Genomic DNA, 13,080 nt, shown 5'->3' on the forward strand with positions numbered 1-13,080 from the left:
TTCCTTCTTTTAAAAGTGTGTGTTATTTTAGATCAGATATAGCTCCTGAAGCTGAAGTCCAAGACCAAGTGCTAGCGAAGGCAGATTTGTCTGCACCTACTGTGTTTGCACCCGCAGCTACAATCGTAGCATACTCAGCAGTTCCGCTTTTAAATACTGTGGTAAGAGCAACACCGTCAGCTAGTGTAGCTTGAAGATTCATGAATTTTAAGTTTCCGCCTGCGAAAGTTGCCAACGTTTTGTCACCGCTTAGTGAAAGGTCACCACGTCCATCTGTAGTAGCTGGATCAGCGAAGTTGAAGAAGTAGATGTTTTCAAAAGTACCTCTTGCTCCATCTCTGAAATCACCTAGTTCAGAAACACCGTTTCCTTTTACAGTACCGTTTTTCAAAGTATGTCCTGCATTGTAAGATCCTTCTGGACCGTCGATTTCAAGTGCGTGATCTGTTTCGCCACCTGTCACTACAATGAAGTTGTCTAATGTACCAGCCCAACCTTGGTCAGTATCAAATCCATCATCACCTGCATTCCATACGATCGCATTCTTCACGTTTACAGCTCCACCGAACCATTCGATTCCATCATCTTGGTTACCGATGATTTCTACATTTTCAATTACAGTTCCAGAACCAACCGCACCTAAAGTAAGGCCGTTGATTTCGTTTCCTTCACCGATGTTAGCGCCACCGTGACGGATAGATATATACTTTAGGATACCAGAATTGTCAGCATTATCAGTTCCACCATAAAGGCCATTTGTATCGGAAGGTGGGATACCTTCGATTTGAGTCTCAGTTACATCACCTGCAAGAGAAGCTTTAGCTTTACCAAGGATGATCAACCCGCCCCAAAGACCAGAAAGGTTTGGCTCAAGGTTAGGAGATGAAATTTCTCCTGGAGTGATTTCATCCGCAACAGTAGTGAAGATGATCGGTGAAGTAGCAGTTCCTTGCGCATCGATTTTTGCACCTCTTGCGATAATCAATGCAGTAGCGTTAGATCCTGATCCAACTTCGCCCTTTACAATTGCACCTGGCTGGATTGTAAGTGTGTTTCCAGCTGTAACAGCAATTCTACCTCCAAGAACATAAGTTTTACCTGTCTCCCAAGTAGTGTTAGTAGTGATATTAGAATCTATCAGCAACACATCATCAGTACCCGGAATAATTGGATCTACTGGTTTGTCGTTTCCATCAATACAGCTAGTGAAACCAATCACTACTGCTGCAATCATGAATAATAGAGAGTTGAACTTTTTCATTGAGATTTATAATTGATTAGGATTTGCCTTATTTGATGATGCAAATCTGCCTCAATTTTCTACCTCAAGAGAATTTTTCGAATTATGCTTTTTTTAACAATACTTACAGAATTTAATATTGGAATAATAAAAAGTGCATAAAAAAAGGCTTCTCTCTCGAAAAGCCTTTTTTTGCTGAAATAGCAGTTATTTCAATGTTACCGATTTGTTAATCGGAACTTTCTCCATCAGGATTTTTACCAAGTCCCTGGTGTTTATTCCATCAGCTTCAGCCTCATAATTAAGAATTATTCGATGATTTAGTACATCTTCTGCTATTTCCTTGATGTCTTCTGGCAATACATAATCACGTCCATCCATGAACGCAACTGCCTTTGAAGCTAGATTCAAATTGATACTAGCACGTGGAGACACTCCAAATTGAATGTATTTCGCTTCTTCTTTAAGTCCATACTGCTCAGGGAATCTGGTCGCAAATACCAACTCTATAATATAGTGCTCTAATGGCTCGGCTATTTTCACTGCATTGATCTGATTGCGGATATCAAAAATCTCATCCTTGGAAAGTATCGCATTCACTTCAGAGCTAAATGACATATTCGCCATTCTCCGCATTACTTCCATCTCATCTGCCTTACTCGGATAATCGATGTGTACTTTCATCATGAATCTATCCACCTGTGCTTCCGGAAGTGGGTACGTTCCTTCTTGATCAACCGGGTTTTGAGTAGCAAGTACCAAAAACGGTCTATCCAACATATAAGTAGTATCACCGATAGTCACTTGCTTTTCCTGCATGGCTTCCAATAGTGCCGACTGAACCTTAGCCGGAGAACGGTTAACCTCATCCGCCAAAATCACATTGGAGAAGATCGGGCCTTTCTTTACTTCGAAACTGGCTGCCTGCTGATTGTAGATCATCGTACCGATCAAATCTGCCGGTAGCAAATCCGGTGTAAACTGAATTCTATTGAAATTAAGGTGAAGCACTTTGGCGAGGGTATTTACCGTCAAGGTCTTTGCCAAGCCGGGTACACCTTCCAAAAGAATGTGTCCATTGGTAAAAAGTCCAATCAATAGTCTATTGACCATTCTGTCTTGGCCTACTACTACTTTCTTAACTTCCTGTATTACGTCTGCTATTTTTTCCTGATGCATGGAATTTGAATCTTTGAGTGCTTTTAACCGGAGACTAAAATAGAGGTTTTTGTCCCAAAGGACAATCTTAAATCTTAGAAGCGGTAATGCCTTACGATTAAAGGGATTTTATGATTTTTTAAGATGCTTATTTCTCGCAGCGGCGCGGCGACGTAACGTTAGATAACCTTTGAGGTTTAGAAAACCTCGAAGGTTTTGATCGGGAAAGGACCTACCGTCTTGATTTATTTGCCTCTGTCTTCTTAAAACCAGTCAAGCCTAACTTATGATAAATCGTTTGTTCATCGAGCTCCTGTACTTCGCCTACTTTAAAATTAGCAATGGTCAATTTCTCCATAGACCAGCGCACAAGTCTTAGCGTAGGATACCCGATTGCAGCAGTCATCTTACGCACCTGACGGTTTTTGCCCTCTATCAAAGTCAGGGAGATCCATGTATCCGGAATCGAAGCTCTGTAGCGAATGGGCGGATCACGATCTGGAAGCGAAGGAATTGGATCCAAGGTTTTTGCTATAGCAGGTTTCGTCTTGTAATCTCTACCCTCCACATTGATCATCACTCCCTGCATTAGTCCTTTCAATGCTTCTGGCTCAGGTTCACCCTCCACCTGAGCGTAATAGGTTCGCTGGTGTCCAAAGCGAGGATTTAACAAATGGTGATTTAATGATTTGTCATCCGTAATAATCAGGAGTCCTTCCGAATCCTTATCCAGTCTGCCAACAGGATATACCTCCTTCGGAAAATCAAAAAGAGAGGCAAGTGTCTGCCCCTCTCCCGAAAATTGACATAAAACCCCAAAGGGCTTATATATAATATAGTATCTAGCCAAAGTCAGTTAATTAACTTCCGCAACCCACACAATCGATGCTGGAATCCGTTGGTTTCACGCCGTCACGTTCCATCTTCAAGTTGTGGATTTTGTCACGAACTTCCATATCTGCAAACATGTCACCGGTAATTTGTGATTCCAAAGCTTGGATTTGCTCGTTGTAGTTTTGAATTTGTACCTCGCTCATAAAAGTTATAGTTGTAGGGTTGAAATGATATCCTAAAATAGCTAGCGATCCTGAATAGTTCCTGATCCAAGCCGCATTTTTTTTTGTCAAAAATGATTCCAACTGAGCAGTAGAAACTTACCTTCAGAAAATATTAAACACTAATGTCGATTTCAATACTCAAAAATCTTCGCCAATATTTACATCAAAATCCCGAGATCGCAGGTGAAGAATCTGCCACAGCAGAGAAAATTTTAGCCTTTTTCGCAAAACTCAAACCAGATCAAACCATCCATAATCTAGGAGGAAATGGGCTTGCATTCGTTTTCAAAGGAAAAAACCCAGGTCCAAGAAGTTTGTTTCGAGCAGAACTAGATGCACTTCCAATTCAGGAAACAGGTGAGCCGAACTATAAAAGCCAAACAACTGGCAAAGCTCATCTTTGCGGTCATGATGGTCATATGACAATTATCTGTGGGCTGGGAGAGAAACTCGCTAAGCAAAGACCTGAGAAAGGCGAAGTGGTTTTACTTTTTCAGCCAGCAGAGGAAACGGGCGAAGGCGCCAGAAGAATCTTGGATGATGCGCAATTCCAACAGATCAAACCTGATTATGCTTTTGCATTGCACAACCTTCCTGGCTTTCCACTCCATCAAGTGGTAGTCAGAAAAGGAACATTTGCAGCTGGAAGCACTGGAATGACTATTACACTAACAGGCAAAACTTCTCACGCAGCACATCCCGACGCAGGAATCAATCCAGCTCAGGCCATTGCTCAAATGCTTCAAACACTTCCAAAGCTGACCGAGAAGCTCAAAACCTTTGCGTTAGTCACGGTCATACATGCAGAGATCGGAAGCTTGGCTTTTGGTACCAGTGCCGGAAAAGGAAGTTTGAGCTTGACTATCCGAGCCTTTGATCAGAATGATCTGGAAGGCTTGATCAAGATGATTACTGAGGAAGCTAAAAGAATTTCAAGTGCCGAAAAACTTGGTTGCGAATTCAGCTTTGTGGAGTCCTTCGCTGTTTCCAAAAACGATCCTAAAGCCGCTGAAATCGCTGAAGGAGTAATGAAAGGATTAAGCTTGGAGGTAATAGAAAAACCAGAGCCTTTCCGCTGGTCTGAAGATTTTGGCTTATTCAGTCAGAGCTGTCAATCTTATTTATTTGGATTAGGGTCTGGTGAAGACTGCCCGCAACTCCATGAACCTACCTATGATTTTCCCGATGAGTTGATAGAAACGGGAGTCAACGTTTTTAAAGGTATAGCACGAAAAGTGAATGGGTGAAAAAACTTCCAGGTTTTCAAAACAAGGAAAGTCTTCTATGAAGAAATTCACGCTACCTCTTTGGTAAAAAATCTGCATCCCAATTCAGACCAACTCTCCCCCTTTTTCACCGGAACCAATTCAGCTTCCAGAATATCCTCCCCTCTATAGCCTAAGCCTTGGAGTTCATCATCTCCGAGATATTCCCTCAGCTCTTGGGAGATATCTATGACCAATTTGTTTTTGATTAGGTAAGCTCCCGTCATAACTAGATAACGGGGATCATTATTTTCTGGGTCCGCAAACTTCAGTTGTGCGACCAGTTCAAACATAGATATCGGCGAATAGGAGGAATCTTGATCGCTTTCTTCTTCCCCATCCTCTAAATCCAGTGGAGTTTGTGGTAGACGATATACTTGCACCAAATACTGAAGAGCTTCTATGGCTTGTTCTTCAATGGACAAGTCAGATTCGAATAATTCGGTTGTTTTCTTATTCAGTTCTAGCTCAGAGTCCACCCATTCCTCCAGGCTAGGTATGCTATTTTGATTCATTGTATTTAAATTAAATTTGAATAAATATCCAGCCCAAGCTAGTAGCGGGCTGGATATAGTTTTTTTAAAAAAAGAATGTCTTAATCTTCAAAGGGACCTGGCCATTTTTTATAAGGAATCTCAAAAGGTTTAAATACTATTCCTCGATCCATTCCTAAGGATTTAATCTCTGCCATGACCACCTCATTCATCACAACGCTGTATGTATTCATACTTCTGAAGTTTAGAATAGGAAAAGGACAGGCTTCTTTAATTTCAATAGTTACGAAGGATAATTTACTAAGGTGATTTGGACGGTTATATTTGAAATCACACAATTCACCATAATTTTTGAATTTCATCAACTCCACATTATCCTGATACCTTTTGGTATTAGGAGCTTCACCCTCAATAATTTTAACATCGTTAAATTCAAAAACGGTTTTTTCAAAATCAATCCATTCGTCATCAAAGACCACTGTATCAGTGATCCAGTAATCATTAATCTCTTTTTTCCCATGCTTCAGTGGGCAGGGGTAAAACCTGATATTTCCCTCTCGGAAGCTTTCCAATAGCATCCTAGCTCTATCCGAAACTATATGTCGCATCGCCAAATCTGAAGAGGGATAATAGAAATCAGCAAGTTTAAGGTTGCCTTTTACTAATTGGGTAGGAATCTTAAGATCACTTAAATCCTTAACTTCAGGTACCTGATGCCCCAAACGGTTCTCATCCAAATAAACCGGATCATCTTTCACTGAAGATTTAGCCGTATTATAAATTGGTAGTAAATCAAAGTATTTCATTGGAAAATAAGTCTGTCAATTTTAATTGATGGATTGCTTTGAATGAGTTGGAATAAAGCTTCCATTTCCCCTTCGAGGAATGCTTTTGCCTGCTCAGGAGTGGCAGATGGATAATCGTTAATAAATTCCTCCAAAATATCAAAAATTTTATCATTATAATTAGGATGAGTTGTATTCTGCCATGCGTCCACAGCAATCCCATTACTAAATTCATTGATATGGAATGGGAATTCTGCTTTGGCTGCTTTTTGTATCACTGGGTGGTTGATATGTTCTATAGGTAAGATATGTTGGAATGATTAGTTGGAAATATCCTGCCCAGAGAAGCCTCAGGACAGGATGATTGATCAAGAATAAAATTGCTTTCTCAACCCATTTGGGCCAAACCATTCTTCGTCTGGGATTTCTAAGGGTTTGAATTCGATTCCCTTGTTCATTTTCTGTATTTGCATTTCATTCTTTAATTCTTCTGAAACAATTAAATATCTTGGGCCTGTTGTATGAATGGACAAAATATGGTGAGGACACCCTTTTTTGATAAAAATTTTAAAAGGGAATCTTTCATCCATATGCCACATTTTTTCGTTACGGAACTTGTTAAAATCATCCAGATCTTTGAATTGGATAATCTGTTCTGTGACTTCATATTTCAGCCGGATCTCACTTTCATTGCTAATTAGTTTTCTCTTTCTGAAAAAGAATTCAGACTTGGGAAAGTCCACCCATTCGTCATCAAAGGTCACTTTATCCGTGATCCAATAGTCGGAAACCATTTCCTTTCCACGCATTATAGGACAGGGATAATACCGGATATTACCTTTGCGATATCTTTCTATGAGAGCCTTTGCTCTAGTAGAAAGAATTATCCTACTAGAAAGATCCGCAGAGGGACTTAAAAAATCAGCCAATCGCTTATTGGCCTTGAAAATTTGAGTGGGAATCAATGAACTAAATAAATCTTTAACAATTTTTATCTGGGATTCCATTGCAGTTTCCCCATCTTTTATTTCAAAACCGGGGTCTCTTTTAGCAATAAAATAAGGGATATGTACTTCATAGTATTTCATCGGAATATCAAATCATTAATTTTTACGGTTGGATTATTTTCAATTAGTTGTGATAGCTCCTGCATTTTTCCTTGCAGAAAGACCATGGCTTGTTCAGGTGTGGCATTTGGAATTTCATTTTTGTAATTTTCTAAAATTGCAAAAACCCTCTGGTTATATTGTGGATGGGTAGTGTTTTGCCAAGCACCAACTGCAATACCATTGTCTATTTCATTAATGTGGAAAGGATTGTTTTTTGCCTTAGCTGCTTTTTGTACTACTGGGTGATTTACATGTTCCAAAGGTAAGATATGATGAGCATGTTTAGTAGGGTCAGTTAAACCCATAGATTTCCTAAGGCTTGTGCCACCAAATAGGATGATATTTCCATTCTTTGCCCAAACTTGGGTTATCCGTCTGGTAGTACCAGGTATTACACCTTTTAATCGTAGGGCACCTTTTACAGTTGTAGAAAATAATCCGATTACAGGAGTTGCAGCTAATAAACTTAAGTTTCCATTTAGTCTATCTCCTTCCAAATAATATAATCCAGCATTCAGAAGGTCAGCGGGAGTTCCAAATCCTTCAATCAAACCAATCCCGTCCAGCGCAAGGTGAATAGCCTCTTTGGCAGTTTCATAATACAGTTTCGCTGGCGTCCAACTCGGATTTGCTTGCTTTAGCATAGCATACTTAAGATCAAAGTAGGATTGGAACAGTCTTATAATAATATCATTTGAAAAGTCTGCGTCTGATTCAATCATTAGTCCCTCAATAGCTATTCCAAAGCTGGAATTAAAATTGCCGTTATATGCTCCATTCATTCCAGCAGAAATAGTAAACAAGGCTGCACTTACATTAATTTCTGTATCCGTTAGTATTGCTGCGCGAAAATCATTGGCAAACGTAGAATTATTGCTTAAATATTGAAGATGGAAATCAGTTAAAATCCCTCCCAAATCACGATCGATTGCAGTGGAAATCTTAGTCGGTGTAAATGCTGGAGTTCCAAAATCATCGATATCGCAATTGATGCATTCCATCAATGAATATGAAGGGGCTTTCCTTTGATTGGCCTCTGTACATGAAAAGGTAATCACCCAAGAAAATGAATCAGGTGTTGTACATGCATTACCTGGATGATCAATTGCTGGACAGTTTACAATTCTTACATATGAAACTGAGGCAGTGCAAGTTGTATAACTTCCTCCCCCTGCCCCACCAGGAACAGTCCAAGTTCCTCCCATACCGTCACTATCTCCACCACCGCCACCGCCTGAACTAGAGTTTAAAGTAAATTGATCACACACAACAGGATCTCCATTGGCATCAGATATACCTTGACACCTTTCCAAAAACCCTGGATTAGAATCATTAAAAAAGCTGGAAAAAGGAAAACGTTTAATAGTTAATCCTGAGGTTAATAGATTCTCAGTCTCCAGAAAAGTTTGGTATTGGATACTATCAAATTCGTATTGAAGGACATATTGATCCAGTACATTGTCTGCACTGTCCGCTACCATTACTAAGTTAAAGGTGCTGTATCTATCCCCCATTTCAAGAAATGGAATAGTGTAGGTTCGCCTATTTAGGGTGTCTGTTGTTCGCAGAGAAGCATCCGAGTCAAATATAAAGTCGGACATTTCTCTCATCTGGATTGACTCAATTACATTGAAACCAATTCGTTTTTCCAGGATTTTTCCCAAGGAACTGAGGTCATTCTTGTTAACTGACTCTACCTTGAATGGACTTTGGATTTGTTCAACGTTATCAGAATCAGGCATGACCTCCTCTAGTTGATTCATTTGGCAGCCCCAGAGTAGAACTAAAAAAGAAAATAGTATTAAGTTTTTCATAGATTTTTTTGTTTCAAAACTATGAAGGGAGGGGGGGGGGATTGTCAATACCCTGTATAGGGTATTTTTAGTGTATTATTGAAAAATAATGGGCTAAAACATCAAAAAAAATCAGCTTTTAGAGAAAAAGCCCAATGAAGGCGCTTCCATTTCCTCTGCGAAAACTTGGTTAGTGAGCTAGTCGAACTACTCCACTGCGGCTCAAAGATTTCAAAAAGAAAAAGCCGACTCTCGTCGGCTTTTAAATTTTTTAAAGATCTGAATACTCAGCTGGATAAAGCAACCTTGTATCATTTCTAGACACTGTGTTTTTATATTCCGGTAGGTCTTTCATAGCTGCCCAGGCAGGATCTGCTCCGAATTGCTTCCAATGTTCGTTTCTAACCTCCATGTTTTCGTGGGTAGTCATATACATTAGATTCGGCATATTTGCTCCAGCAATAGTTTCCGCGTAGAAAATTGGACTGCAATTTAATCTGCTGAAAATGTCCATTTCTCCAGAATTAAACATCTTCACTTTCTGCTTGTAAAGTCTCTCTGTTGGTCCTTCGTAGCTTCTCAGTTCATAAACTCTATCCTTTTTAGGAGTAGTGAGTGCTGACTCTGCATACTTCGGATGCTCAGACATTCCTTTTAAAATAGCAGTTTCAATTCTCTTGTAAGGAGGATTATCAAAAGCAGCATTGATATAAGCACTTCCTGCTGCCTGATAGACTTGATCTTTTGCCAGTTTTCCTTCCAACGCCAGGTACTCATCCATAGATTTGAATGGAATAAATAGATAAACTTTCGTGCCGGCATCTGGCTGTGAATCTATTGGCTTGAAAACACCAACTTTGGCAATTCCTTGCTTGTGCGCAGCAGGAATAAATGCTTTTGAAAGATAGTCATCTAGCATTGCTTCTTGCTCAGCATTTTCAATGTGGTACGTTCTCAATTCGTAGAAATCTCTTTTCTGTGCCATCAAGCTTGAGCTCATCATCAGGCAAATCGCAAAAAGAGAAAATGATAATTTTTTTAATAGTCTCATTTTATAGGTTTTAGGTTATGAATTGGTAATTAATTTGCAATCTAAGCTAAACTTTATATTCACGTGTCCTGCTCAATAAATCCTAAGAGAATTTTAAGATTGATCAGAACACGTGAACTTTAATAGAGAAAACCGCCTCCAGTCGGTTTTCTCTATTATTGATTGCTTTTAGCTTTCTTCATTGGGTTGCTACCAGTAGAAGCTCCTCTTGCAGCTCCGTTTCCTTTGAAAAGCTCAAATCTAGAAGGCTGATACTGTCTTGGCCAGTAATTACTGGACTCATCGATATCAGCAGTTTCTCTTTTAGGATCAAGGATGATTTGAGTGACTTCTTTCTTCTTCACAAATACCTTAGTAACCTGCGTCTCATTTTTTCTCCAGATTTCCACAGGGATTCTATCTATCTCAGAAGTACCATCTGCATATTGGAATTCCACGATGATCGGCATTACCAATCCACCTACGTTTTTGAAGGTGATTTCATAGAAGTTCAAATCGCTTTCCATTAGCTCTTTTTCCTTTGGAGAAAGACTTGCCATAAACTTATTATAGCTCGCCTCATCCTCTGGAGTGACGGTAAAAGGATTATAAGTAGTATAGAAATCTCTTGTTGAAGGATTTGCTTCAATTACTGTTTCCTTCACATCTGTTCTATTGAACTCTTTAGAAACATAGTCCTCCTCGCGATCTGCTTCAACCTTCATCGCAGCCTTTCTTTCAGCCGGAGTTTGATTATTCATTTTATACAACGCTACATTTTCAATAGCGATATCCACAGGCTCGGTGCCATAGAACCACCCTCTCCAAAACCAATCCAGATCCACAGCTGATGCATCTTCCATGGTGCGGAACAGATCATCAGGAGTAGGATGCTTAAACATCCAGCGATGTGCATATTCTTTGAATGCATAATCAAACAACTCTCTTCCCATAACCGTCTCACGAAGAATATTCAAGGCAGTCGCTGGCTTTGCATAAGCATTTGATCCAAAGTTGATAATGTTCTCAGAGTTGGTCATAATCGGCTCCAGTGTATTTACACTGCCTCTCATGTAAGGGACAATCTTATGGGCTGGCCCACGACGGGATGGGAAATTACGATCCCACTCCTGCTCTGCCATGAACTGCATAAAGGTATTCAAGCCTTCATCCATCCAAGTCCACTGTCGCTCGTCAGAGTTGACGATCATAGGGAAGAAGTTGTGACCAACTTCGTGAATGATTACACCGATCATTCCATTTTTCACAGCTTCCGAATAAGTCCCATCTGTATCAGGACGACCATAATTGAAGCAGATCATAGGATATTCCATTCCATTTGCAGCCTCCACAGAGATCGCTGTTGGGTATGGATAATCAAAGGTATGTGCAGAGTAAGATTTGATAGTATGGGCTACAACCCGAGTAGAATACTGACCCCAAAGTGGATTAGCCTCCTTCGCGTAATAAGACATCGCCATCACCTCTTTACCGCCTTGCTTTACAGCCATGGCATCCCAGATGAACTTGCGGGAAGAAGTCCATGCAAAATCACGAACATTCTCAGCCTTAAATTTCCATGTCTTTTTCGTAGTCGCTTTACCTTTTTCAAGCTCTGTAGCTTCATCCTGCGCACGGATGACCACTGGTGCATCGTAAGTTTTCTTAGCAGTATTCCATCTGTTCAGTTCGGTAGCAGAAAGAACCTGACTTGCATTTTGAAGTTCGCCGGTTGCTCCGACCATATGGTCAGAAGGTACGGTGATATTCACTTCATAATTTCCAAAAACCAAGGCAAATTCACCTGAACCCATGAATTGCTTGTTTTGCCATCCTTCAAAATCTGAATAAACAGCCATTCTAGGGAACCACTCAGCCATGGTGTATAAGTAATTGTCATCTCCTTCGAAATACTCATATCCTGGACGACCACTGATGTAACCTACTCTATTCGTAATGTTGAAAGTCCACTCTACTCCGAAAGTGAAGCTTGCCCCAGCTTTCAAAGGTGTAGGAAGATCAATACGCATCATGGTTTTATTCACAGTTACTGGAAGCGGATTGCCTTTGGCATCTTTTACTTCCAATACTTTATAACCAAAATCATCATTTGCCCAGATGAGTCCTTCTAGTGTACGAAGAGTCATTCTGGAATCGATGGAACTTTCGGCCGCTTTTGGAGTATCAGAATCTGCTCCTCGCTGATTTTCTTCCAGTTGCACCCATAGGTAAGTAAGCTGATCTGGAGAATTGTTGATATAGGTAACTTTCTCTGAACCTTTAATAGATTGATTGGCATCATCAAGCTCTACGTTGATCACATAGTTCGCCTGCTGCTGCCAATACATATGACCCGGAGCTCCAGAAGCAGTTCGGTAAACATTCGGTGTGCGAAGCATCGTACCGAGCTGCTCGAAACGCTCTGCATGATTCTGCTCAGATTGCTGCGCAAAAGCAGGGAAAATCCCCGAAATCGCCAGCGCTGTAAGTGCAAGTAGTTTTTTCATAGTTACTTAATTCTCAAATACACAAATTTTATATTTAGGCTTTATATTTTTTACCAAAATTTCGCTTCTAACATCAGCATCAAAGCCACGCCAAAAACCATAGATGCTACCACCAATGTCCATTCTTTCCTACTGACACCTGCTAACCCAACTAGTATGGAAGTTGTAAGAAGAAATGCTCCAACTATGACCAGTTGGCCTAGTTCTAACCCTAAATTGAAAGCAAGCAAGGGCTGCCAAATACTAGCTTCTTTGCCCAAAAGGCTTCGGAGATAGATAGAAAATCCCAGCCCGTGAATTAGTCCAAAGAATAGCGCGAAGATGTAATTGATGGATAATCCTTTACCGGAAGCAGGTTTTGGTCGGAGAATTGTAATGAATGCTGTGATCGCGATCGTAACTGGAATCAGAAATTCTATTAAATCGGAATTCACATTGATCAACCTAAAGGTGGCCAAAGCTAATGTCAAGGAATGACCAATGGTAAAGGCCGTGACTAAAATCACGACTTTACGCCAATCTCTAGGAATAAAAACGGCACAAAGCGCTAATACAAATAGGATGTGATCGTACCCATGAATATCAAGGATATGCTGAAGGCCAAGACGAAAATACAATTGAAATGAACTCATAGAAAGGGT

At 40.2% G+C, this 13,080-nt stretch carries 13 protein-coding genes; 1 reads left to right on the forward strand and 12 read right to left on the reverse strand.

Annotation, left to right across the window (positions count from 1 at the left end; genetic code table 11):
- Window positions 1–22: 22 nt before the first annotated feature.
- From ESV85_RS02505 to ESV85_RS22175, 4 genes are all read right to left on the reverse strand, one after another.
- The gene (locus ESV85_RS02505; protein ID WP_146914657.1) at window positions 23–1,261 is read right to left on the reverse strand and encodes a hypothetical protein; all 1,239 of its coding nucleotides are present in this window, start codon (window positions 1,259–1,261) and stop codon (window positions 23–25) included.
- A gap of 186 nt (window positions 1,262–1,447) precedes the next feature.
- Window positions 1,448–2,419, reverse strand: coding sequence for an AAA family ATPase (locus ESV85_RS02510; protein ID WP_146914658.1), 972 nt, complete (start codon window positions 2,417–2,419; stop codon window positions 1,448–1,450).
- A gap of 211 nt (window positions 2,420–2,630) precedes the next feature.
- Window positions 2,631–3,248, reverse strand: coding sequence for a pseudouridine synthase (locus ESV85_RS02515; protein ID WP_146914659.1), 618 nt, complete (start codon window positions 3,246–3,248; stop codon window positions 2,631–2,633).
- Window positions 3,249–3,258: 10 nt separating this feature from the next.
- Complete coding sequence (locus tag ESV85_RS22175) at window positions 3,259–3,435, reverse strand: hypothetical protein (RefSeq protein WP_175499628.1); 177 nt, start codon at window positions 3,433–3,435, stop codon at window positions 3,259–3,261.
- A 143-nt stretch (window positions 3,436–3,578) separates the two neighbouring features.
- On the opposite strand from ESV85_RS22175, the gene ESV85_RS02520 reads away from it, so the two are divergent.
- A complete protein-coding gene (locus ESV85_RS02520; RefSeq protein WP_146914660.1) occupies window positions 3,579–4,703 on the forward strand; it encodes an amidohydrolase in 1,125 nt (374 codons plus the stop codon).
- A gap of 47 nt (window positions 4,704–4,750) precedes the next feature.
- Here ESV85_RS02520 and ESV85_RS02525 read toward each other — a convergent pair whose 3' ends face one another.
- From ESV85_RS02525 to ESV85_RS02560, 8 genes are all read right to left on the reverse strand, one after another.
- Window positions 4,751–5,236, reverse strand: coding sequence for a hypothetical protein (locus tag ESV85_RS02525; RefSeq protein WP_146914661.1), 486 nt, complete (start codon window positions 5,234–5,236; stop codon window positions 4,751–4,753).
- Between the two features lie 80 nt (window positions 5,237–5,316).
- The gene (locus ESV85_RS02530) at window positions 5,317–6,021 is read right to left on the reverse strand and encodes a hypothetical protein (protein WP_146914662.1); all 705 of its coding nucleotides are present in this window, start codon (window positions 6,019–6,021) and stop codon (window positions 5,317–5,319) included.
- Window positions 6,018–6,308 carry a hypothetical protein gene (locus ESV85_RS02535; RefSeq protein ID WP_146914663.1) on the reverse strand — a complete coding sequence of 97 codons (291 nt, stop codon included), beginning with the start codon at window positions 6,306–6,308 and terminating at the stop codon, window positions 6,018–6,020. Before ESV85_RS02535 ends, ESV85_RS02530 begins: the two co-directional genes overlap by 4 nt.
- Window positions 6,309–6,368: 60 nt before the next feature.
- Window positions 6,369–7,088, reverse strand: a complete 720-nt coding sequence (locus tag ESV85_RS02540) for a hypothetical protein (protein WP_146914664.1) — start codon at window positions 7,086–7,088, stop codon at window positions 6,369–6,371.
- Window positions 7,085–8,872 carry an AHH domain-containing protein gene (locus tag ESV85_RS02545; RefSeq protein ID WP_191321885.1) on the reverse strand — a complete coding sequence of 596 codons (1,788 nt, stop codon included), beginning with the start codon at window positions 8,870–8,872 and terminating at the stop codon, window positions 7,085–7,087. Before ESV85_RS02545 ends, ESV85_RS02540 begins: the two co-directional genes overlap by 4 nt.
- Before the next feature lie 301 nt (window positions 8,873–9,173).
- Window positions 9,174–9,953 (reverse strand): NIPSNAP family protein, encoded by a 780-nt coding sequence (locus ESV85_RS02550; protein WP_146914666.1) that lies wholly within the window; start codon window positions 9,951–9,953, stop codon window positions 9,174–9,176.
- Between the two features lie 155 nt (window positions 9,954–10,108).
- Window positions 10,109–12,439, reverse strand: coding sequence for a M1 family metallopeptidase (locus tag ESV85_RS02555; protein WP_146914667.1), 2,331 nt, complete (start codon window positions 12,437–12,439; stop codon window positions 10,109–10,111).
- A gap of 50 nt (window positions 12,440–12,489) precedes the next feature.
- On the reverse strand, window positions 12,490–13,071 hold the full coding sequence (locus tag ESV85_RS02560; protein WP_146914668.1) for a HupE/UreJ family protein: 582 nt from the start codon (window positions 13,069–13,071) through the stop codon (window positions 12,490–12,492).
- Window positions 13,072–13,080: the final 9 nt, after the last annotated feature.

The organism is Algoriphagus aquimarinus (assembly GCF_007997215.1).
In the GTDB taxonomy this organism is placed as follows: Bacteria; Bacteroidota; Bacteroidia; order Cytophagales; family Cyclobacteriaceae; genus Algoriphagus; species Algoriphagus aquimarinus_A.